Consider the following 22,396-nt stretch of genomic DNA (forward strand, 5'->3'; position numbering starts at 1 on the left):
TATTCAGGGAGTAGAGACAATGCCGAAGTTGAGATCCGCCACCACCACCCACGGACGTAACATGGCCGGGGCTCGTGCCCTCTGGCGCGCCACCGGCATGACCGACCAGGATTTCGGCAAGCCCATCATCGCCGTGGTCAACTCCTTCACCCAGTTCGTGCCCGGTCACGTGCACCTCAAGGATCTCGGCCAGCTGGTGGCCCGGGAGATCGAGGCGGCCGGTGGCGTCGCCAAGGAATTCAACACCATAGCCGTGGATGACGGCATCGCCATGGGCCACGGCGGCATGCTCTATTCGCTGCCCTCCCGCGAATTGATCGCCGATTCTGTGGAGTACATGGTCAATGCCCACTGCGCCGACGCCATGGTCTGCATCTCCAACTGCGACAAGATCACCCCGGGGATGCTGATGGCCGCCTTGCGCATCAACATCCCGGTGATCTTCGTCTCCGGCGGCCCCATGGAGGCGGGCAAGACCAAGCTGTCGGATCAGATCATCAAGCTGGATCTGGTGGACGCCATGATCCAGGGCGCCGACCCCAAGGTGTCCGACGCCCAGAGCGATCAGATAGAGCGCAGCGCCTGTCCCACCTGTGGCTCCTGCTCCGGCATGTTCACCGCCAACTCCATGAACTGCCTGACCGAGGCGCTGGGCCTCTCCCAGCCGGGCAACGGCTCCATGCTGGCGACTCACTCCGATCGGGAGCAGCTGTTCAAGCTGGCCGGCCAGCGCATCGTCGCTTTGGCCAACCGCTACTACCTGCAGGATGACGAGAGCGCCCTGCCGCGCAACATCGCCACCAAGGCGGCGTTCGAGAACGCCATGGCGCTGGACATCGCCATGGGCGGCTCCACCAATACCGTGCTGCACCTGCTGGCGGCGGCCCAGGAGGCCGGGGTGGACTTCACCATGACTGACATCGATCGCATGTCCCGCCGGGTGCCCCAGCTGTGCAAGGTCGCGCCCTCGACCCAGAAGTACCACATGGAAGACGTGCACCGCGCCGGTGGCGTGGTCGCCATCCTGGGCCAGCTGGAGAAGGCCGGGCTGGTGCACGGCGACACCCGCAACGTGCTCGGCACCAGCTTGCACGAGCTGCTGGAGCAGTACGACGTCAGCCGCTGCGATGACAAGGCGGTGCACGACTTCTATCGCGCCGGCCCGGCCGGGATCCGCACCACCAAGGCGTTCAGCCAGAGCTGCCGCTGGCCCGAGCTGGATCTGGACCGTGCCGAGGGCTGCATCCGCTCCCTGGACAACGCCTACAGCCTGGAAGGCGGCCTGGCCGTGCTCTCCGGCAACCTTGCCCTGAACGGCGCCATCGTCAAGACCGCCGGGGTGGATGAAGAGAACCTCTGCTTCCGCGGCCCGGCCCGGGTGTTCGAGAGCCAGGACACGGCGGTGGCCGGCATCCTGGATGGCACTGTGCAGGCTGGTGAGGTGGTGGTGATCCGCTACGAAGGGCCCAAGGGCGGCCCCGGCATGCAGGAGATGCTCTACCCCACCACCTATCTCAAATCCATGGGCCTCGGCAAGGCCTGCGCGCTGATCACCGACGGTCGTTTCTCCGGCGGTACCTCGGGCCTCTCCATCGGTCACGTCTCCCCCGAGGCGGCCTCCGGCGGCACCATAGGCCTGGTGGAGGATGGCGACATCATCAACATCAACATCCCGGCCCGCAGCATGGTGCTGGAAGTCGCTGACAGCGTGCTGGCTGCGCGCCGCGCCGCCGTCGAGGCCCGTGGCTGGAAACCGCTGAACCGTCAGCGTCAGGTCTCCTACGCCCTGCGTGCCTACGCCATGCTCGCCACCAGCGCAGATAAAGGCGCGGTGCGCGATTTAAGCAAGCTGGAGGAGTGATGATGAGCGCGACGACAAATCATTCATGCAAAGTGCTGCTCGCCTCCTCCTGTGCCGACAAAGGTGCGGTACGTGATTTAAGCAAGCTGGAGGAATAGGACATGGTTTCAGCGGCAGATTATCTACGCAAGGTGTTGCTCTCCCCCGTCTACGAGGCGGCGCGGGTGACGCCTCTGCAGACCCTCAAGAAGCTCTCCGAGCGGCTCGGCAACCAGGTCTCCCTCAAGCGGGAAGACTTGCAACCGGTGCACTCCTTCAAGCTACGCGGTGCCTATCACAAGATCGCGACCTTAAGCGCTGAGCAGAAGGCGAATGGCGTGGTGGCGGCCTCGGCCGGCAACCACGCTCAGGGGGTCGCCCTGTCGGCCGCCAAGCTCGGCATCAAGGCCATCATAGTGATGCCCAAGACCACGCCGGACATCAAGATCGATGCGGTGCGCCGCCTGGGCGGCAACGTGCTGCTGTTTGGCAACAGCTTCGACGAGGCCTACGGCGAGAGTCGCCGCCTCGCCGAACTGGAGGGCTACACCCTGATACCGCCGTTCGACGACGTCGAGGTGATCGCGGGCCAGGGCACCATCGGCAAGGAACTGCTGGAGCAGGATACACACCTCACCCACGTCTTCGTGCCGGTGGGCGGCGGCGGCCTGGCCGCCGGGGTGGCGGTCTACATCAAGCAACTGCTGCCGGACGTGAAGGTGATCGGGGTGGAAGCCGAGGGCTCCGCCTGCCTCAAGGCCGCGCTGGCGGCCGGTGAGCCGGTCAACCTGGAGCGGGTCTCGCTGTTTGCGGACGGGGTGGCGGTCAGGCGCATCGGCGAGGAGACCTTCCGCCTGTGCAACCAGTATCTGGACGAGGTGGTGACCGTCTCTAACGACCAGATCTGCGCCGCGCTGAAAGACATCTTCGACGACTGCCGCGCCATCGCCGAGCCGTCGGGTGCCCTGTCGCTGGCCGGGCTCAAGGCCTACAGCGAGCGGGAGCAGGTCAAGGGCGGCCGGATGGCGGCCATACTGTCCGGCGCCAACGTCAACTTCCACAGCCTGCGTTACGTGTCGGAGCGCTGCGAGATCGGCGAGAAGCGCGAGGGCATGCTGGCGGTGACCATCCCCGAGCGCAAGGGGGCCTTCCTCGACTTCTGCCGCCAGCTCGGGCCACGCATGGTGACCGAGTTCAACTATCGCTACGCGGATGCCGTGCAGGCCTCGCTGTTCGTGTCGGTGCGCCTCACCGGCGGCGACGAGGAGCTCGGCCAGATCATCGATCAACTTGGTGGCAACGGTTACCCCGTGGTCAACATGACAGAGAGCGAGCTGGCCAAGAACCACGTGCGCTACATGATTGGCGGCCGCCCGGCCCGGCCCCTCGGTGAACGCCTCTACAGCTTCAAGTTCCCGGAGCAGCCGGGCGCCCTGATGCGCTTCCTGGAGACCCTCGGCTGTCGCTGGAACATCAGCCTGTTCCACTACCGCAACCACGGTGCCGACTATGGCCGGGTGCTCTGCGCCTTCGAGCTGCCGGATGAAGACGTGGCCGCCTTCCACGACTACCTGCACGAGATTGGCTACGGCTGGAAGGAGGTGAGCGACGATCCCGCCTACCGGCTGTTCCTGGCGAGTGGCGATGAACGCATGAAGTGATTAAAAAGAGGGAAGTATCAACTTCCCTCTTTTATATTTTCACGAGAGCACTTTTTCAGATGTGCGCCGAGTTGGTAGATTGAATAGCTTGATAGAGGCGATGACTATTAGTGCCCCCATAATAGTTGTTGTTGTAATTTCAGTATCGAAAGCAATGAAATCAAAGAGCATGGTTAATATTGGCACCAGATAGAAGAGGACGCTGACCTTGCTCGCCGAGTTTCTCTGGATCATATAGAACAACAGTAATACGGCCCCGGTGGAAACGACCACTATCATCCATGATAAGGAGAAGACGAAGTTTGGGGTCCAGTTCACATGCCATCCGATAACGAGGGAAGTGGCTACGAAGACGATGGAGGCACAACCATTCTGGATCATGCCTGACTCCAGTGGTGTCATGGGGATCGTCTTCTGGCAGAGAGAACCTATGCTGATTGCCATTACCGAGAGGAGCGCAAAGATAACACCCAAGGGAGTGACATGACTGACATCTTTGGCTCCAAAGATCGCAAGTCCCAGGCCTGAGAAGCCGATCATAAGAATCAGTAGTGTATAGGGTGATGCCTTATCTCCACCGAGCAATATGGTCAGAATGGGTTGCAAACCGAGGACGATGGAGACCAGACCCGGCGAGAGTTCATAACGAATGGACAAGAAATAAAAGGCTTGGTAGAAGACTTGCAACAGGAGGCCTGTTACCACCACTCTGGCAAGTATGCTTGGTGTTAATTTTGTTTTACTCTTTATTTTAAAACAGAGATAGATCATCCCCATCAGTAGAAATGCACCTGTAGCCCTAAGGGTCAGGAAGGACCACACAGATGCGTTCTCCAATCCCATCTTGACGAAGATGGCACCACTACTCCACATCAATAAAAATAAAATAGGAGCTAATCGTTCCAGATAGTTCATGTGTCCAGGTGCCTGTTATCGATTCATGGTGTAATACAGTTTCACCGCTGAGTGAGTCATATTTATTCTGCGGTCTTGGGCGCGTACGAGGCACGGAACCAATCACTAGACATTTATTGGTATTTGTCTTTGGCAGGCGTATCCCATCAAATGCCCCTTGTCATAAATACATCGAGACATTCCTATGCGGATAACATCATTATTATTTGGATGTTATCCGAACGATTGATGGGGGTCAAACGGATTTGATTATGGTCTGGCATATGCAATGCAGCCATGATCAAAGGACGACAGGGTACTGGGCGAATGGGGTCTATTTCCTTGAATATCAGGAAGAAGGCCGCCTTGGTCTCAGAATGTAAGCGAGCTCACACTCCCGAGAGTTTTGTCATTTGAGGCTAGTGACAGATGGGATAATCTCAGTGTGAGGCTTGGGTTCTGGGCCTCGTCAGGGAAGAGAGACGCCAGCGCGTCATAACAATTCATTGCAGGGGCTCATCCATGAACAAATCTATGCTCGCCGTCCTGATCGGTGGTCTGATGGCTACGGGGGCGCTGCAGGCCGCGCCGCAAGACAACACCTGGTATGCCGGTGGCAAGGCCGGTTGGTCCAATTTCTACGGGGTGGATTACGACGATCAGGTCAAGGAGGTGCTCGATACCTTCGATCCCGGTCAGGATCACAGTGACCTCGGCCTTGGCGCCTTCGTGGGCTATCAGGTCAACAGGAATGTGGCCGTCGAGCTGGGGTATGACTGGCTCGGCAAGTATCAGGTCGATCAGCGCTTCAGCAGCAACGGGGTCGAGGCGGGACTGGATGGGGAGGCCAAGGCGCAGATGATCCAGGCCACCATGAAGATCGGCTTCCCGGCGACCGAGGCCCTGGACATCTATGGCCGGCTGGGGGGGGCCTACGCCTGGACCGATAGCTCCATCAGCGCCTGGGCCAACGATGGCACCAGCAACCTCTCCGAGTCGGGCGGCGGCAAGTATCACGGCGCCGCCTTCGTCGGCGCACTCGGTCTGGAATATGCCATCGACAAGGATTGGTCCGCCCGCCTCGAATACCAGTACACCACTCCGCTCGGCAAGACCTCGCTCGATGAGTCCGGCATAGAGCTGGACAACGGGCTGCTGGCGGTCGGCATGGTCTATCACTTCAACCAGATCGGCGACGAACCCGTGGCCCCGACCCCACCCCCCGCCGCTGTCGTGGCGCCCGTGCTGGTCGAGAAGCAGTTCAGCCTGAACTCGGATGTGCTGTTCGAGTTCAACAAGGCGACCCTGAGACCCGAGGCGAGCCAGGCGCTGGATAGCCTGTTCGCCCAGATAGTGGCCGCCAACCCGAAAGACGGGGTCGCGACCGTGATCGGTCATACCGACAGGCTGGGGTCCGATGCCTACAACCAGTCCCTGTCTGAACAGCGCGCCCGCAGCGTGGCCGACTATCTGGTCGCCAAGGGGCTGTTTGCCGACAAGGTACGGGCCGAGGGGCGCGGTGAGTCGGCCCCGGTAACCGGGGGCAGTTGTGGCGAGCAGTCGAGGCAGGCGCTGATCGCCTGTCTGGCGCCGGATCGCCGGGTCGAGGTGCGGCTGGAGGGGGTCTCCCAGCCCGCGCAATAAGGGGCTGCTGCAGATACAACAAGGGGGCGCAGGCCCCCTTGTTGTATCTGTCGGTTCGCCCGCACCGGGTTCAACTTAGTTCAACTCGGTGGGGTCTATATCCAGGCTCCAGCGCACCTTCTTGGTCTCGGGCCAGCCGTCCAGCTCTTTGACCGCCCAATCCAGCAGCTGCGCCAAGGGGGCCCGGTTAGGCCCCTGCACCAGCAGCTGCATCCTGAACTTGCCCGCCTTGCGTTCCATGAAGCCGCTGATGGGCCCCAGCACCTGCACATGGGGATACTGGGCGCTGCGCAGGGTCTCGGCGAGCCGGCCGAGGAACAGCTGCACCTCGTCGCGGCCGTTGGCCTCGGCCCGGAACAGCCCCTGATAGCTGAACGGCGGCAGCCCCAGCAGGCGGCGCTCCTTGAGTGCCGTGTCGGCGAAGTGACCGTAGCCGTTCTGGGTCAGATCCTGCAGCAGGGCGTGCTCCGGGTGGTGGCTCTGCAGCACCACCAACCCTGGCTTGCTGGCGCGCCCGGCGCGGCCTGCCACCTGGGTGTAGAGCTGGGCCAGCTTCTCGGCGGCGCGAAAATCGGCGCTGAACAGGGCACCATCCACATCCAGCAGGCCGACCAGAGTCACATCCGGGAAGTGGTGGCCCTTGGCCAGCATCTGGGTGCCGATCAGGATCTTGTACTTGCCCGCCTTGATGTCGCCGAGATGGGTCTCCAGCTCGCCTTTACGGCGGGTGTTGTCCCGGTCGATACGGACCACAGGGTACTGGGGGAAAACGGTGGTGAGCAGCTGCTCAAGCTGTTCTGTGCCAACTCCGGAACCGATCAGCTCGTTGCTGCCGCACTCCGGGCAGTGGTGGGGCAGCGGGCGTATGCTGTCGCAGTGGTGGCAGTGCAGCCGGCGCCCGGCCTGATGCCAGGTGTACCAGGCGTCGCAGCGTTCGCAGGCGGCGCTCCAGCCGCACTGGTGGCAGATAAGTGACGGGGCATAGCCGCGGCGGTTGAGAAACAGCATCACCTGGTTGCCGGCCGCCAGGTGCTCCGCCATCAGCTGCTCCAATTGGGGGGAGAGCCCGGCCTGCAGCCGCACGCTCTTGATGTCGAGGATCACCTGACGGGCGGTCTGGGCGTTGCCGGCGCGCCGGGTCAGGCTGAGGTGGTGATACTTGCCGCTGCGGGCGTTGTGCAGCGTCTCCAGCGAGGGGGTGGCCGAGCCGAGCAATATGGGGATGCCGGCGCGATGGGCGCGCATCACCGCGAGATCCCGGGCGTGATAGCGGAAGCCGTCCTGCTGCTTGAAGGAGCCGTCGTGCTCCTCGTCGATGATGATGATGCCGAGATCCTTGAAGGGGGTGAACACCGCGGAGCGGGTGCCGATCAGGATGGCGGCGCCACCATCGCGGCAGGCGAGCCAGGCATCGAGCCGCTCCCTGTCGTTCATGGCGGAGTTCATCGCCACCACGGGCACCTGGAAGCGGCGCCGGAAGCGGTTGATGGTCTGGGGGGTGAGGCCGATCTCCGGCACCATCACCAGCGCCTGTTTGCCCGCCCTGAGCAGGGGCTCGAGGATGCTTAAGTACACCTCGGTCTTGCCGGAGCCGGTGATACCGTCCAGCAGGAAGGCGCCGAACTGGTCGCTCTGGCTGGTGATGGCGGAGACCGCCAGCGCCTGCTCGCCGTTGAGGCGCAGCCCCTCGCCCGCCTCGAACCGGCTCGCCCAGTCCCCCTCATGACTCGGCTCCAGGCTGCGTCTCTCCAGCAGCCCCTTCTTCTCCAGCGCGGTGAGCGCCGCACTCTGGATCTCCTCCTGCTTGAGCGCGGAGGGGGTCTGCGGCCCCTTGCGCAGCAGGGCCAGGGCCTGCTGCTGCTTGGCGGCGCGCTTGAGATCGTTGAGATCGATCGCTATCCCGGCGTCGGTAGCAAACCAGAACTCCAGCTCCCGGTAGGCGGCGGGCTCGCCCTTGCGCACCAGCACCGGCAGGGCGTGGGGCAGCACCTCGCCCAGCGGATGCTGGTAGTAGTTGGCACTCCACTCCATCAACGCCAGTATGTCCGGGCCCAGCACAGGCGCGCTGTCCAGCACCCGTTTGATGGGCTTGAGTTTGGTGCGGGGCACCTGACTCTCGCCAGGATGGGCCACCACCAGGCCGACCAGGGTCTGGGGGCCGAAGGGGATCTCGACCCGACAACCGGGCGCAGGCAGGGGCAGGGGGGAGAGATAGTCGAAATGACGGCGTAAGGGTACCGGCACAGCGACACGAACCAGATCAAGCGTTTGCGATGAATCCACCAGGGGTTGCCTATTTTTTCTGCGAAGCCACTTGCCTGAACTCAGGCATTTCCTATATTATTCGCAGCCTTTGAAACTGTGTTCAACAATCGTGTGGTGTCCGACAAGAGATCGGATGGCGACACGGCCTGATAATCGAGGTTGTCCATGAAAGCTAATATCCATCCTGAGTACGTCGCCATCACCGCCAAGTGCTCTTGCGGTAACGTCATCAACACTTTCTCTACCCTGGGTAAAGATCTGAGCCTGGACGTGTGTTCCGCGTGCCACCCGTTCTATACCGGCAAGCAGAAAGAAGTTTCTAGCGGCGGCCGCGTAGACAAGTTCAACAAGCGTTTCGGTGGTCTGACTGCCAAGAAGTAATCTTACTTCTGAAGAATTCTGAAAAAGGCGCCCATCGGGCGCCTTTTTTATTGGTTGGCGTTCTGTATTGAAGCGGTTTGCCCTATGGTGTTGGCTCAATCATGGGAGAAGAACAGATGCGCACATGTCTGGTGATGGGGGCGGCCGGTTATATCGGATCTTATCTGGTGCCCCACCTGCAAACGCTGGGCTACCGGGTGATCGCCGGGGCCCGCCGCCCCTGCCGGCTGCCGGAGGGGGTCGAGTTTCGCCTCGCCGACAGCCTCAAGCCCATCACCCTGCTGCCCGCCCTGGCCGGGGTCGACACCGTCTTCTATCTGGTGCACGCCATGGGTGCCGGAGCGGGTTTCCACCGGCTGGAGCAGCAGGGGGTGAAGAACTTCGCCGCCGCCGCCCGCGCCGCCGGGGTGCGCCGCATCATCTATCTGGGCGCCATCCAGCCGGAGCGCTGCAACAGCCGCCACCTCAACTCCCGCCGCCATTGTGGCGAGCTGTTTCGCGAGGCGGGGGTGCCGACGGTGGAGCTGCGGGCCGGCATCATCATAGGGCCCGGCTCCGCCGCCTTCGAGGTGATGCGGGATCTGGTGTTCAACCTGCCGATGATGGTCACTCCCAAGTGGGTGCGCTCCCGCACGCCGCCCATCGCCTTGTCCAACCTGCTGCACTACCTGGGCGGGCTGGTGGAGGCCGAGGGGGTGGATGGCCTGGTGCTGAACGCCGTGGGCCCCGAACTGCTCAGCTATCAGCAGCAGTTGCAGAAGTTCGCCGCCCATATCGGCAAGCGCTTCCCGGTCATCCCCATCCCCTTCCTGAGCCCAAGGCTCTCCGCCTGGTGGCTGCAATTTGCCACCTCGGTGCCCCAGCCGGTGGCCAAGGCGCTGGTGGGCGGCCTCAAGCACGACATCCCGGCCGAGGGGGGCCAACTGCAGAGCCTGCTGCCCCAGACCCTGCTCAGCTTCGACGAGGCGCTGACCGAGACCCTGGCGCTGGAGCAGCGACTCGGGGCCGAGCAGCAGGGGGAGGAGACGCCGCTGGGCCTGCGCTGGCGCCATCCCGAATACGGTTTCTATGATCGCACCGCCAGCGGGGAGGCGGTCTGCCTCGCCAGCCCTGAGGTGGTGTGGCAGGTGCTGCAGCAGCTGGGGGGCGAGCAGCGCTACTTCTACATGAACGAGCTGTGGGTGGTGCGCGAGTGGATGGATCACCTGATCGGTGGCCCGGCCCGCACCCGCGGCCGCACCAACCCGGATCGCTTCGTGAAGGGGGACATGCTGGACTCCTGGCAGATCCTCGGGGTGGACGAGGGGCGCAGGCTGGATCTGCTGTTCAACATGAAGGCTCCCGGGGTGGGGCGGCTGGAGTTCAACATCTTGCCGGAGGAGTCCGGCCTGACCCGGCTCAAGGTGACCGCCCACTGGCATCCGCAGGGCGCCTGGGGGCTGGCCTACTGGCTCGCCATGCTGCCGTTCCACCTGTTCATCTTCCAGGGGATGACGGAGGCCATCGCCCGTCAGGCGGAGGCGCGGGCCGGCATACCCGTGATGGACTGAAACCATATCTATAACTAAATGGGTATTTGTAGTTGGTGTGACATGCTAGTAACTGGCATGTCAGTGGCTCGTGGCAATATTTTCTACTGTGAAAGCCCGCTGGTTTTCTTTATGATCCCCAGCCCTCGCCGTCGGCGAGCCATGCACCACTACATTCATTTCCGTATCGGGGTCCCCCATGTCCGATCTGCGTCAGCAAGCGCTCGATTACCACGCCCAGCCCGTTCCCGGCAAGATTGCCATCGCCCTCACCAAGCCTGCCGAAACCGCCCATGATCTGGCGCTGGCCTACAGCCCGGGCGTCGCCGAGCCGGTGCGCGAGATCGCCGCCAACCCGGAAGATGCCTACCGCTACACCGGCAAGGGCAATCTGGTGGCCGTCATCTCCAACGGCACCGCCATCCTGGGGCTGGGCAATCTGGGCCCGCTGGCCTCCAAGCCGGTGATGGAGGGCAAGGCCCTGCTGTTCAAGCGCTTCGCCGGCATCGACGCCATCGACATCGAGGTCAAGCACGAGACCAGCGCGCAGTTCATCGACACTGTGGCTGCCATCGCCGACACCTTCGGCGGCATCAACCTGGAAGACATCAAGGCGCCGGAGTGCTTCGAGATCGAGCAGGCGCTGATCGCCCGTTGCGACATCCCGGTGTTCCACGATGATCAACACGGCACCGCCATCGTCACCGCCGCCGGCCTGCTCAACGCGCTGGAAGTGCAGGGCAAGCGCATCGAGCAGAGCCGCATCGTCTGCATGGGCGCCGGCGCGGCCGCCACCGCCTGCATGGATCTGCTGATCAAGTGCGGCGCCCGCCCCGAGCACATCTTCATGCTGGATCGGCAGGGGGTGATCCACAGTGGTCGCACCGATCTGAACCAGTACAAGCAACGTTTCGCCAACGACACCCCACTGCGCACCCTGATGGAGGCGATCGAGGGGGCCGATGTGTTCGTCGGCGTCTCGGGCCCGGACGTGCTGCCGGCCGAGGCGGTGGCCCTGATGGCGCCGCGCCCGGTGATCTTCGCCTGCTCCAACCCGGATCCCGAGATCAAGCCGTCGCTGGCGCACTCGGTGCGCGATGACCTCATCATGGGCACGGGCCGCTCCGATTATCCGAACCAGATCAACAACGTGCTCTGCTTCCCCTTCATCTTCCGCGGCGCGCTGGACGCCCGCGCCAGCCGCATCAACGACGCCATGAAGATCGCCGCGGTGGAGGCCATTCGCGGCCTGGTCAAGGAGCCGGTGCCGGCCGAGGTGCTGACTGCCGCCGGGGTGAGCGAGCTGTGCTTCGGCAAGGATTACGTCATTCCCAAGCCGATGGATGCCCGCCTGTTGCCGCGGGTGGCCCGCGCCGTGGCGCTGGCCGCGGTCGAGTCGGGGGTGGCGCGCGTCGCGCTGCCGGCGGACTACATGCTGGACTGAATCGCGAAGCGGGCCCCAGGCTCGCCAGCGGTAACAACAGAAGGGGCCCCGTATTGGGGCCCCTTCTCGTTAAGGCAAAGCCGAACTGTTGTTATCAGGCCTTGGGTGCAGCAGCAGTGGGTTTGGCCTTGGCGGTAGGTGCGACGGCGGTGTGGGCTGCCTTGTGGTGGTGTTTTTTCACGACCTTGGTCTGAGTCGCATGGGTGGCCGGCGTCGCCGGGGTGGCGGTGGCGGCCATGGTGAAGCCGGAGGTCAGGGCGAAGACAGCGGCCAGACTCAGGGGGATCAGCTTGTTCATATTCCAGTTCCTCGTTCGGGTTGATGGTATGGAGCTTTTCTCCATGGCTTCATCCTAGGGCTGTTCCCGATCCGCTTCAGTGAGTGGCTGGTGACGGTTTGTATCCAAATGTACCGGCAGCCGCAGGCAGAAGCAGGTGCCGCTCGCCGCAGGCAACAGCTGCACCTCGCCGCCGTGGTGGCGGGCTATGCTGCGCACTATGGCGAGCCCGAGCCCGGCCCCGCCGGTGCGCCTGTCCCGGCTCTGATCCAGTCGCACGAAGGGCTCGAAGATCTGGGGCGCGAGCGCGGGCTCTATGCCGGGGCCGTCGTCGCTCACCATCAGCAGATAGTCATCCTGTTGCCGCGCCATGCTCAGGCTCACCCGGCCGGCCGCGTGGCGCAGGGCATTGCCGATGAGGTTCTCCAGCGCCCGCTCCAGCAGCCTGGCATCCCCCCGCCAGGGCAGTGGCCCCGGGGGGATAGCGAAGTCGAGTCGCTTGTCCGGCCGCAGGGCCTGCCAGTCCCCCAGCCGCTCCCGGGCCCAGCCACCCAGCTCCAGCGCGCTGCACTGCAGCGGCAGGGACGGGCGATCGAGGCGGGCGTAGGTGAGCATCTCCTCGATGAGGGAGTCCAGCGCCCCGAGGTCGCGCTCCAGCCCCTGCCGATCCACCTCGCTCGGCGGTGGCTCCAGCATGGCGAGCCGGTAGCGCAGCCTGACCAGGGGGGTGCGCAGCTCGTGGGCGATGGCGTCGGTCAGCTGCTTGCGGCTGGCCAGCATGGCCTGCAACTGCTCGGCCATCTGATCGAAGGTGCGACCGACCCTGGCCAGGCTGCTGCCGGCGGACAGACCGGTGCGGCTGGAGAGATCGCCGTCGCCGACCCGGCGCGCGGTCTGCTCCAGCTGCTGCAGGCCGCGCCAGTGGGGCCGCAGCCAGAGCAGGATGGGCAGGCCGAGGGAGAGGCCGATGAGCAGCAGCAGGCCTACATCGACCCAGTGCAGCTCGTGCAGGTAGGAGAGGTAGGGCACCGGGCCGACGATCAGCACCTGATCGGTCTTGGGAATGCGCTGCAGGAAGGTGTCGTCCTCCTCGACGATGACGATGTTGCCCGCCTCGAGGAAGGCCTGATCGTCGCTGGCCAGCGGCTGGTTGGCGAGGGGGCCTATCTGCAGCGGCAGGTTGAGCTGACGGCTCTGCTCCGCCATGCGGGCGGGCCAGTGCTCGGCCGGCAGCCGTGCCAGCTCGCCGGTGAGCAGGCCAAGGGAGCCTTGCATCATGTGTTCAAGATAGCGGTCACCGGCCCGCTCGGCGCTGACCTGATAGACCAGGCCGATCAGCAGGATGGCGAGGCCGAAGCAGCCGATCAGCAACAGGTAGAACTGGATAAACAGGCGACGCATTGGCGCTCTCCCTGTGGGCAGAAGTGGGGGCTGGCCGTCGGCACTGGGCCGCCAGGCGCTCGATCAGTCCCAGGCCTGGGGGACCAGCAGATAACCCTTCTGGCGCACCGTCTTGATCCGGGTCGGGTTGTTGGGGTCATCCCCCAGCCGGCGCCGCAGGCGGGAGATGGCGACGTCCATGCTGCGATCCTGACCGTCGTAGTCGCGCCCTCGCAGGCTGCGAAACAGCGCCTCCCGCCCCAGGATCTGGCCGGCGTGGCAGGCCAGCTCCCACAGCAGATCGAAGTCGGCGGTGGAGAGCGGGATGCTGTCGCCAGCCAGCCGCACGTCCCGGCCCGGGCCGTCGATCTGCAGGCGGCCGAACTGCAGGCGCTGGGGCGGCGCGCTGGGCACGGCCGCGGCTGGCGCCCCCTGCTGGCGGAACTGGACCCGCAGCCGGGCCAGCAGCACGGGCGGTGGCGTGGTCTTGAGGATGTAGTCGTTGGCCCCCAGCTCCAGGCTGAGGATCTGGTTCATGTCGCTGTCGAGCGAAGTGAGCATGACGATGGGGCCCTGGAAGCGCGGCCGCAGATCCCGGCACAGGGAGAGCCCGTCCTGACCTGGCAGCATGATGTCGAGCAGCACCAGATCCGGCTGCTCGGCCAGGACTCTGGCCAGCGCCAGATCGCCTCGGGTCTCCAGCAGGACCTCGATATCGTGGCGGCCCAGCCAGCTGCTGATGAGCTGGCCTATCTCGGGATCATCTTCAACAAAGAGAACGCGTGGCATGGTGGCGTGACACCCCGGCAATGGCGCGGATGCGCGTGCCGCCAGCATAACGGCTCCCCCCGCTCTCTGCACCGGGATAAATAATCAAACAGGGCCCTTGGGCCCTGTCGTCATATTGGTTGCTGCCGCCTGCGTTAGCTCGCCTTGCGGCGCAGGTAGACCCCGGCTTCCATATGGTGGGTCCAGGGGGTCGGCTTGAACCGGGCGAAGCGGCCTGCCAACGGGATTAGCTCGCCTTGCGCTTCAAGTAGACCCCGGCTTCCATATGGTGAGTCCAGGGGAACTGGTCGAACAGCGCGAAGCGGGCGATCTCGTGGGTCTCGCCGAGGACCTGCATGTTGGCCTGCAGGGTCTCGGGGTTGCAGGAGATGTAGAGGATGTTGTCGTACTCCTGCACCAGCTTGACCGTGGCGTCGTCGAGCCCGGCACGGGGCGGGTCGACGAAGATGGTGTTGCACTGGTAGCTCGCGAGATCGACCCCCTTGAGGCGGTTGAACTCCCGCTCGCCGCGCATCGCCATGGTGAACTCCTCCGCCGACATGCGCAGTATGATGACGTTGTCCACCCCGTTGGCGGCGATGTTGAACTGGGCGGAATCCACGCTCGGCTTGGCGATCTCGGTGGCCAGCACCTTGCGGAAGTTCTGGGCCAGGGCGATGGAGAAGTTGCCGTTGCCGCAGTAGAGCTCCAGCAGGTCACCCTCGCTCCCCCTGGTCACGTCCAGCGCCCAGCCCAGCATCTGCTGGTTAATCTCGGCGTTGGGCTGGGTGAAGCTGTTCTCCACCTGCTGGTAGATGAGTTGGCGGCCCTGCACCGTCAGCTGCTCGATGACGAACTCCTCCCCCAGGCAGATCTTCTGCTTGTGGGCGCGGCCGATCAGTCGCAGATCGAAGCCCTTGGCGCGCAGCTCGGCCTGCAGCGCCGCGGCGGCCGGTTGCCACTCCGCCTCGAGCCGACGGTGATAGAGCAGGCTGACGCACAGCTGGCCGGAGAGGGTGGAGAGGTAATCGATCTGGAACAGCTTCTTGCGCAGCACCGGGTGCGGGCGCAGGCCCTCGAGCAGCACCGGCATCAGCTGGTTGATGAGGCGGCTGGCGGTGGGGAACTGCTCGACCCGGATGATCTCCTTGGTGGCCGGGGCATACATGCAGTGGAAGAGGTCATCTCCCTCGTGCCAGATGCGGAACTCGGCGCGCATCCGGTAGTGCTCGGCGGGCGAGGCATGCACCTCCAGCGCGGGCGGATTGCAAGCGGCGAACAGCTCGGTGAGGCGGGCGCTCTTCTCGTCGAGCTGGGCCTGGTAGTCGGCGGGAGTCCGCTGGGATTGGGTCATTGATACCTCGCATGCACCGGGCAGGGCCGGACAGAAACCGGGGGAAGGCCAGAGGCCATCCAAAGGGGCCAGATTGTAAAAGCCAGCCGCAGATTCTCCAAGTTTTTATGGTCAAGAAGTGTGCAGTCAGGCCGATAACCGATCCACCACCATGGCGGGAGGAAGGATTATGCAGATAGATGGCGTGGGCGCGGCCCAACCCAAGGGAGTGGGGGCCTCCCCCAAGGCACCTCAGCAGGCGGCGGCAAAGCAGGTGGAGGAGGGGGAGGCGGTCACCCTGAACCGGCCGCCCAAGTGGGCGCAGGTGCTGATCCAGCAGGCGCTGCAGTTCACGCTTGAGCTGCATGGCCAGCGCTATCAGGCGCCCAAGAATCAGGAGTTCAAGCTGAGCCCGCCGGAGCCGATCACCCCGGAGACCCTGTTCGACTTCCAGTCGGTGGCGGACAACGTGCTGCAATTTGTCAGCGGGCGGCTGGGGGCGGCGCGCTCGGATGGCAAGAGCGATGACGAGCTGGCCGAGATGATGGCGCAGGCGCGCAAGGGAGTCGACATGGGCTTCAGCGGCGCCAGGGAGCAGCTCGGCGACTGGGCCACCGACAACGAGGAGATCAAGAGCGGCATCGATAAGAGCTACAAGCTGATCCAGGATGGGCTGGAGTCCTTCGAGCAGGAGTTCTTCGGCGAGGTCTCGACCACGGATCTGGGGGCGGCCAAGATGGCCAGCCGGCAGCAGGCCTTCCTCGAGATAGAGACCCGGGACGGGGACCAGCTGATGCTGCGCTTCAGCGACAGCTGGCAGTTCAAGTCCCGCCGTGAGGAGGGCTTCAGCCTGAAGTCGAGCCAGAGCTTCGACTTCTCGCTGCAAGGGGCGCTCGGCGGCGACGAGATGGAGGCCATCGGCAAGCTGGTCAAGGGGCTGGACGATCTGGCCGGCCAGTTCTTCGGCGGGGATGACAAGACGCTGGCGGACAGGCTGAACGCGCTGCAGCTGGATGACAGCCAGCTGGCCTCTTACTCGCTCAAGTTCAAGCAGAGCAGCAAGCTGAGCCAGGCCTATCAGGGGGCACACTCGCTGCAGGAGAGCCTGAAGCCGCTGGCGGACTATCTGCCCCTGCTGAGCCAGTGGCAGCGAGGGGCCGATGCCGCGCTGCCGGCTTCCTCCCAGCAGGCGCTGACGCCGGCGGTGCTGGCGGCGCGGGGTCAGGTCGATCCGGCCCAGAGCGCGGGCTTTCTCGGCTTCAACCAGCGGATGCTGGAGGCCATGAGGCTGCTCGGCCAGCAGATGACGACGAGCTAGCCTGGCGCCGTCGCCCCTGCCGACCCTGGGTACGGGTCGTTTGCCAGTCCGGGCCCGGGCTGGCAAACTGCCCTTTTCCCCAGCCAGAAGATGCCATGAACCCCAAGAAACCGAGAGACAAGCGCGAGCTCTGCTACCCCTTCATCTTCGAGACCCAGTTCCAGTGCGACTACGAGATCGCCACCGACGAGCTCTGCTGTCAGGTGGGGGCCGTGCTGGCGCAGCTGGCACCCAAGGCCGATACCGAGGCCATGCTGGCCGATCTGGGGGCCCTGCAGCGGCTCATCTACAACCTCAACGGCTCGGTGCGCGGCAAGCTGGGGATCTTCGAGGCGGATCTGGACTGGTTGAAGGGGCGTTACGATCACTACAACGAGGCGAGTCGTGGCCGGGTCACCGGCTTCGTGCTGCCCCAGGGGCCGCAACCCATCCCCACCCTGCACCTGTGCCGTTGCGGCAGCAAGAAGGTGGTGCGGCTGCTGGTGCGCCTGGAGGAGAGCGGCGTGCGCTTCGATCCCATCCTCTACCGCTTCGCCAACCTGCTCGCGAACTTCTTCTTCGTGCTGACCGTCTACCTCAAGCAGGCCTGGGACGTGCCGGAAGTGCCCTACGTCAGCATCAACTACTGAGCCTGAGCGCCAACAAAAACCGGAGCATCTGCTCCGGTTTTTTTATCTCAGCTCGAGAGCAGCACCCTGGCCGAGTTGGCCGGGATGGTGAGTTGCAGCTGGCCCTGCACCACCTCGAACTTGTCGCCGTTGAAGGCGTCGGTGAAGCGGCTGGCGGGGCTGGCGGTCTGCCACAGGGGCAGGCTGATGGTACGCGGCTCGGTGGGGTGGCGGTTGCAGGCCACCACCACCTGATCGCTCTGCAGGGTGCGGGCGAACACATAGCTGTGGGGGCCGGCGTAGAGGGTCTGGATGTCACCCCGGCGCAGGGCGGGCCGCTGCTTGCGCAGCTGGATCAGGCGCCGATAGTGATCGTGCAGCACATGATCCCAGTCGGTGGTCTCCCAGGGGAAGCAGCGACGGCAGTCCGGATCGTTGCCGCCGGAGAGCCCCACCTCGTCGCCGTAGTAGATGGACGGTACGCCTATGTAGGTGAGCAGCAGGGTGGCAGCCAGCCGCATGCGCTGCTTGTCCTCCCCCAGCAGGTAGAGGAAACGGGCGGTGTCGTGGCTGTCCAGCAGGTTGAACTGGGCCAGCTGGTTCTTGAACGGGATGTGGGCCCGCGCCAGCTTGAGCCAGCTGTCCAGCTCCTCGGCGCTGATCCTGATGGGGTGGTAGGCGATGTCTTGCCCCGCCAGGAAGGCGCGCACCGGGTGGGCGAAGCCGTAGTAGTTCATGGCGCCGTCTTCCTGATCCCCCTGCAGCCACTGGCTCGCCTCGAAGAAGTGCTCGCCGAGCACGTAAGCATCCGGGTTCTCCTGCTTCACCGCGCCGCGAATGGCGCGCACGTGGCCGCTGTTACCCATGGCTGTGCCACGCTCCCCCAGCATGTGGATGACGTCGAAGCGCCAGCCGTCGATCTGGTAGGGGGCGCGCATCCAGTAGCGCAGAATGGCGTTGTCTGCGCGATAGACGGCGTCCTGCACCTTGGCGCTGGCGAAGTCGAGCTTGGGCAGGCTGCGGATCCCCTTCCAGCTGACGTAATCCCCCTCCTGATCGAAGGTGTAGAAGCTGCGCCAGGGGGAATCCGGGTTGCTCTTGGCCCCCTGCGGCGGGCAGAACCAGGGGTGCTCGGTCGAGGTGTGGTTGACCACGGCATCCAGGATGATCCTCATGCCGCGCTGGTGCAGGTTGCGGGTCAGCTCGGCGAACTGCTCATTGCTGCCGAGGTGCGGGTCGACGCCGTAGTAATCCTGGGTGTCGTACTTGTGGTTGCTCGGCGAGTCGAAGATGGGGTTGAGGTAGAGCGCCGTGATGCCGAGGGACTGCAGGTAGTGCAGCTTGGCATCGATTCCCGCCAGATCGCCGCCGTAGAATTCACAGGCGGCATGGCCCTCCTCGTGCCGGCTGACCGGCTCTCCCCAGGCCTTGCTGATGACGGCCTTGCCCCGGTATTCGTACTCGTGATGACGCACGCTGAGGGAGGGATCGCCGTTGCAGAAGCGGTCGGGGAAGATCTGGTAGAACACCTGATCCTGTACCCAGGCCGGCGGCTGATGCAGGCTGTTGAAGCGGAAATGCTGCTCGCGCGGCGGCATGGCGGCGCTGACACCGGCCCCGTGCAGCCACCACTGCTGCTCATCGGTGAGGCACTTGAAGCAGTAGAGGTGGATGTCCTGCCCCCTGGCCAGCGGCAGCTCGACCTGCCAGACCTGTAGCCGGTCCCGGGTCGAGACCGGGGTCATGGCCAGCAGGTACTCCTCGTTGTCCGGCTCGTGGCGCAGCCACACCTCCCGGATCGGGCTGTCCAGCTCGCTGAACAGGGTGAGCAACAGGGCATCGGCACGCTCTTTGAACCAGGGTGCCACCTGGGGGTGAAACAGGAAGGGAGGAGTCATGATGTCTACTGCGTCAGAAGGTCGGCGAGGGCCATATTACTACCCTGTTCGTGAAGTTGTGGGTGTTGACCGACCAGAGTGAGGCGGGGATCGGACCCGCTCTGGTCGGCCACCGTGGATCTACTGGGTCAGCAGCTCGGCGAGGGCATTGCCCTGTTCATGGAGCTGTTCGAGCTGGTCCGCCAGGGTGCTGGGATCCAGCCCGAGCTGGTCGGCGAGCGGCGTGGGGAAGCGGGCTATGATGGCCTGGGCCGGCACCCCGGCATGCCAGGCGAAGGAGACGAAGACGGCGAGCCGGATCAGCACCGCCTCCTTGCTGACCGGCTGATAGGAGAGCGGGTCCAACTGCTGGGAGATGGCATCGACGAAGGATTCCGACAGGTTCCAGCGCCGCGCCAGCTCGGCGCCGAGCTGGGCGTAGTCGTAGCCCAGCATCTCCCGCTGGGCCTCGACCCGGCTGCTGCCCTTCTCGATGGCCAGGCTGATGAGCTCGGCCTCCTCCGGCAGGGTGCTCTGGATGAGCAGCTCGCCGATGTTGTGGATCAGCGCGCAGGTGAAGGCGGTCTCCGCATCCACCACCTTGGTCTGCAGGGCCAGGGTGCGGGCTATGGTGGCCACCTGGAAGGTCTGGGTCCAGAAGCGGTGCTTGTCGAAGCTGGGGGGAGCCTTGAAGCTGCTGATGATGCCGGAGGCGACCACCACGGAGCGCAGCCGGTTGAAGCCGAGCCGGATCACCGCCTGCTCGATGGAGGTGACCTCGTTGCCCCGGCGCAGGGCGGCCGAGTTGGCCATCCGCAGCACCTTGACGCTGATGACCTGGTCCATGGCGATCTTGGCCGCGATCTCGTCGATGCGGGCATTCTCGTCGCTGAAACTCAGCATCAGTTCGTGCAGTAGCTGCGGGATTGTGGGCAGTTGCTTGATCTTGCCAAACAGGCGATCCATCGACATGGCTGAGGCAGCCTCCATTGCGAACAGTGCCTCATAGTGTGCCACAGGCTGGCCAGTTGTTCCTGTCGGCGAGTGGTTTTGTGAGCCCTAGTACACCCAATCGCGCAGCTGGTATTCCAAACGGTGCCGTTTCCCCTGCAGGATCAGGGTCTGGGGAGTCCCGCTCAGGCTGGCTCCCTCCATCAGGGTAACGATGACCGCCTGTTCTATGCTGTCGAGCTGGGGCTGGCAGGCCATGGCCGTGCTGCCGAGGCTGGTGACCCAGAATCTGTTGCCCTCGAGGTGGCCCTGGCCGAAGTAGCGGTTGCAACCGGCGATGCCGTTGACGGTGAAGTGCTCACCTATCTCGATATCGGGCGGATTGACGCGGGCGCTGGCGATGGGCTGACCATCCAGCTTGTCGAGCACCCAGTGGTGGTGCTGCAGATCTTGCTGGACGAAGACGGGAGTACTGCTGCAGGCGCTGAGCAGAAGCAGGGCGAGCAGCAGTAGCAGAAATCTGGGCATCGAAGGGGCTCCGGTGATGGGAGCGACAAGCATACCCTCGGCGCCGCCTGCGGGGCAGGGCGGCGAAGGGGGAGCCCGACTGCTTCTGTCGCCCTCATGGCCGGGGGGGTGTCGGCAAATGGCAACACCCGGTCCCGCTGAGCCTCGAATTCGGCAGCAGGGGCCCCAGCGGGCCCTCAGTCGGCGAACAGCCGCTCGGCATGACGGGCGAGGCCCGCGACCACAGAGCCGACGTCTCCCCCTTCCAGCGCGTATGACAGGCAACTGCTGGAGGGCAGACTCGTTAGTTGGCGAACAGCCGCTCGGCGTAACGGGCTAGCCCCGCGGCCACCGAGCCGAAGTCATCCCCCCCTTCCAGCGGGATAGTGGGCAACTTCTGGCGGATGAAGGCGGCGATCAGCGGCGAACGGGCGCTGCCGCCGGTGACGAAGATCCGATCCGGCTGCACGCCGGCGGCGGCAATGGCCTGATCCATCAGCTCGCCGATCTTCTCCAGCAAGGGTGCCGAGGCGCTGGCCAGCTGCTCGCGGCTGAGTTCCGCTTCCAGCCCCTTCTCCAGCTCGCTCAGGGATTGCCGATTGAGCTCGTGGTCGGACAGCGCGATCTTGCCCTGCTCGGCGCGCCACACCAGCTGGTGGCTCAGCTTGTGGGCGCGCAGGCAGGCGAGCCGCGCCAGCTTGCTGCCGGGCTGGCTGTCGAGCTGCAAGTCCTGCAGCTGGCGGGCGGTATCCAGGCTGTAGAAGCGGCTCTGGGCGCTGACGTCGTTGATGGCGGCCGCATCCCAGAACAGCGGATGGGGCAGCGGCTTGCCGGTCTTGAGGGTCTCGTGCATGCCGAGCAGCGGCATCATGCCCTCCACCGTCAGGCGGATGTCGAAGTCGTTGCCACCGACCCGCTGGCCGCTGTGGCCGAGCAGGTCGCCGCTGCGATCCAGCCGATCGCGATGGCTGGGGCCCATGCGCAGCATGGAGCAGTCGGTGGTGCCGCCGCCGATGTCCACCACCAGCACCACGGCATCCTCGCTGAGGCGGGCCTCGAACTCGAAGCCGGCCGCCACCGGCTCATAGAGAAACTCCACCTGCTCGAAGCCGGCCAGCCGGGCCGCCTCGGTCAGGATGGCGATGGCCTGGCGGTTGCTCTCCTCCCCCGCCAGCCCCTGGAAGTTGACCGGGCGGCCGATCACGGCGCCGCGCACCGGTTGACCGAGCTGCTGCTCCGCCTCCTCGCGGACCCGCAGCATCATGGCACAGACGATGTCCTCGAACAGGGCGATCTGGGGGGCCTTGAGGCCGTAGGCGCCGAGGAAGGACTTGGGCGACTTGATGTAGTAACCGTCGTCCGGCTCCTCCAGGTAGCGCTCCAGCGCCGCATTGCCGAAGCTGAGCTCGTCGATGAGCCCCTCCTCGCGCATCTGGCGCCGCACCGCCTGGGCCCGGGTCACCACGGGGCCGCGCAGCTTGAGGTACTCGGTCTGCCGGGCAGGGGTCAGCCGTTCGGCCAACAGGCCGGCGATGGCATCCCTGTGGGGGGCGTGCAGGGTGGAGGGGAGGTAGCGGGAGCCTGACAGGGTCAGCAGCCGGGGGCTGCCTTGTTCCATCACGGCGACGGCGCAGTTGGAGGTACCGTAATCAAATCCGATAAACATGGGCGGCCAGGCTCCTGCATAAAAAAGGGCTGGTAGCCTACCCGAAGGCGCCG

Annotated in this window: 18 protein-coding genes; 8 read left to right on the plus strand and 10 right to left on the minus strand. The window is 64.6% G+C overall.

Annotated features, from left to right (window positions below; genetic code table 11):
- Positions 1 to 19: 19 nt before the first annotated feature.
- A complete protein-coding gene (ilvD, locus tag KW825_RS14675) occupies positions 20 to 1,861 on the plus strand; it encodes a dihydroxy-acid dehydratase (protein WP_218329628.1) in 1,842 nt (613 codons plus the stop codon).
- Positions 1,862 to 1,962: 101 nt separating this feature from the next.
- Positions 1,963 to 3,501, plus strand: coding sequence for a threonine ammonia-lyase, biosynthetic (gene ilvA / locus KW825_RS14680; RefSeq protein ID WP_218329629.1), 1,539 nt, complete (start codon positions 1,963 to 1,965; stop codon positions 3,499 to 3,501).
- A gap of 39 nt (positions 3,502 to 3,540) precedes the next feature.
- Here the strand turns inward: ilvA and KW825_RS14685 are convergent, their stop codons facing one another.
- Positions 3,541 to 4,416 (minus strand): DMT family transporter, encoded by an 876-nt coding sequence (locus KW825_RS14685; protein WP_218329630.1) that lies wholly within the window; start codon positions 4,414 to 4,416, stop codon positions 3,541 to 3,543.
- A gap of 501 nt (positions 4,417 to 4,917) precedes the next feature.
- Here KW825_RS14685 and ompA point away from each other — a divergent pair.
- Positions 4,918 to 6,039 (plus strand): porin OmpA, encoded by a 1,122-nt coding sequence (gene ompA, locus KW825_RS14690; protein ID WP_218329631.1) that lies wholly within the window; start codon positions 4,918 to 4,920, stop codon positions 6,037 to 6,039.
- Positions 6,040 to 6,114: 75 nt separating this feature from the next.
- On the opposite strand, the gene priA is transcribed toward ompA, so the two are convergent.
- A complete protein-coding gene (gene priA, locus KW825_RS14695; RefSeq protein WP_218329632.1) occupies positions 6,115 to 8,322 on the minus strand; it encodes a primosomal protein N' in 2,208 nt (735 codons plus the stop codon).
- Between the two features lie 147 nt (positions 8,323 to 8,469).
- Here priA and rpmE point away from each other — a divergent pair, with 147 nt between their 5' ends.
- The 3 genes from rpmE (at position 8,470) to KW825_RS14710 (ending at position 11,658) form a co-directional block, all read left to right on the plus strand.
- A complete protein-coding gene (gene rpmE, locus KW825_RS14700) occupies positions 8,470 to 8,685 on the plus strand; it encodes a 50S ribosomal protein L31 (protein WP_042654428.1) in 216 nt (71 codons plus the stop codon).
- A gap of 116 nt (positions 8,686 to 8,801) precedes the next feature.
- Positions 8,802 to 10,235: a DUF2867 domain-containing protein gene (locus tag KW825_RS14705; RefSeq protein WP_218329633.1), complete on the plus strand. Its 1,434-nt coding sequence runs from the start codon at positions 8,802 to 8,804 to the stop codon at positions 10,233 to 10,235.
- 178 nt (positions 10,236 to 10,413) lie between these two features.
- The gene (locus tag KW825_RS14710) at positions 10,414 to 11,658 is read left to right on the plus strand and encodes a malic enzyme-like NAD(P)-binding protein (protein WP_218329634.1); all 1,245 of its coding nucleotides are present in this window, start codon (positions 10,414 to 10,416) and stop codon (positions 11,656 to 11,658) included.
- Positions 11,659 to 11,752: 94 nt separating this feature from the next.
- On the opposite strand, the gene KW825_RS14715 is transcribed toward KW825_RS14710, so the two are convergent.
- The 4 genes from KW825_RS14715 to trmA all read right to left on the minus strand — a co-directional run bounded on the left by KW825_RS14715 (position 11,753) and on the right by trmA (position 15,437).
- Positions 11,753 to 11,956: a hypothetical protein gene (locus tag KW825_RS14715; RefSeq protein WP_218292070.1), complete on the minus strand. Its 204-nt coding sequence runs from the start codon at positions 11,954 to 11,956 to the stop codon at positions 11,753 to 11,755.
- A 54-nt stretch (positions 11,957 to 12,010) separates the two neighbouring features.
- A complete protein-coding gene (gene rstB / locus KW825_RS14720) occupies positions 12,011 to 13,336 on the minus strand; it encodes a two-component system sensor histidine kinase RstB (RefSeq protein WP_218329635.1) in 1,326 nt (441 codons plus the stop codon).
- A gap of 63 nt (positions 13,337 to 13,399) precedes the next feature.
- Positions 13,400 to 14,104, minus strand: coding sequence for a two-component system response regulator RstA (rstA, locus tag KW825_RS14725; RefSeq protein WP_218329636.1), 705 nt, complete (start codon positions 14,102 to 14,104; stop codon positions 13,400 to 13,402).
- A gap of 226 nt (positions 14,105 to 14,330) precedes the next feature.
- The gene (trmA, locus tag KW825_RS14730; protein ID WP_218329637.1) at positions 14,331 to 15,437 is read right to left on the minus strand and encodes a tRNA (uridine(54)-C5)-methyltransferase TrmA; all 1,107 of its coding nucleotides are present in this window, start codon (positions 15,435 to 15,437) and stop codon (positions 14,331 to 14,333) included.
- A gap of 169 nt (positions 15,438 to 15,606) precedes the next feature.
- Between trmA and KW825_RS14735 the strand changes: the two genes are divergently transcribed.
- Both KW825_RS14735 and KW825_RS14740 read left to right on the plus strand, forming a co-directional pair.
- Positions 15,607 to 16,734, plus strand: a complete 1,128-nt coding sequence (locus KW825_RS14735; protein ID WP_218329638.1) for a DUF5610 domain-containing protein — start codon at positions 15,607 to 15,609, stop codon at positions 16,732 to 16,734.
- A gap of 95 nt (positions 16,735 to 16,829) precedes the next feature.
- Entirely contained in the window at positions 16,830 to 17,363 is a 534-nt protein-coding gene (locus tag KW825_RS14740) for an ATP--cob(I)alamin adenosyltransferase (protein WP_042654422.1), read from the plus strand.
- A 47-nt stretch (positions 17,364 to 17,410) separates the two neighbouring features.
- Here KW825_RS14740 and malZ read toward each other — a convergent pair whose 3' ends face one another.
- The 4 genes from malZ to yegD all read right to left on the minus strand — a co-directional run bounded on the left by malZ (position 17,411) and on the right by yegD (position 22,343).
- On the minus strand, positions 17,411 to 19,240 hold the full coding sequence (gene malZ / locus KW825_RS14745) for a maltodextrin glucosidase (RefSeq protein ID WP_218329639.1): 1,830 nt from the start codon (positions 19,238 to 19,240) through the stop codon (positions 17,411 to 17,413).
- 120 nt (positions 19,241 to 19,360) lie between these two features.
- Positions 19,361 to 20,209 (minus strand): HDOD domain-containing protein, encoded by an 849-nt coding sequence (locus KW825_RS14750; protein ID WP_218329640.1) that lies wholly within the window; start codon positions 20,207 to 20,209, stop codon positions 19,361 to 19,363.
- A gap of 69 nt (positions 20,210 to 20,278) precedes the next feature.
- Positions 20,279 to 20,698, minus strand: a complete 420-nt coding sequence (locus KW825_RS14755; protein WP_218292062.1) for an META domain-containing protein — start codon at positions 20,696 to 20,698, stop codon at positions 20,279 to 20,281.
- A gap of 283 nt (positions 20,699 to 20,981) precedes the next feature.
- Complete coding sequence (gene yegD / locus KW825_RS14760) at positions 20,982 to 22,343, minus strand: molecular chaperone (protein ID WP_218329641.1); 1,362 nt, start codon at positions 22,341 to 22,343, stop codon at positions 20,982 to 20,984.
- Positions 22,344 to 22,396: the final 53 nt, after the last annotated feature.

The organism is Aeromonas sp. sif2433, from assembly GCF_019218705.1.
Taxonomy (GTDB): domain Bacteria; phylum Pseudomonadota; class Gammaproteobacteria; order Enterobacterales; family Aeromonadaceae; genus Aeromonas; species Aeromonas encheleia.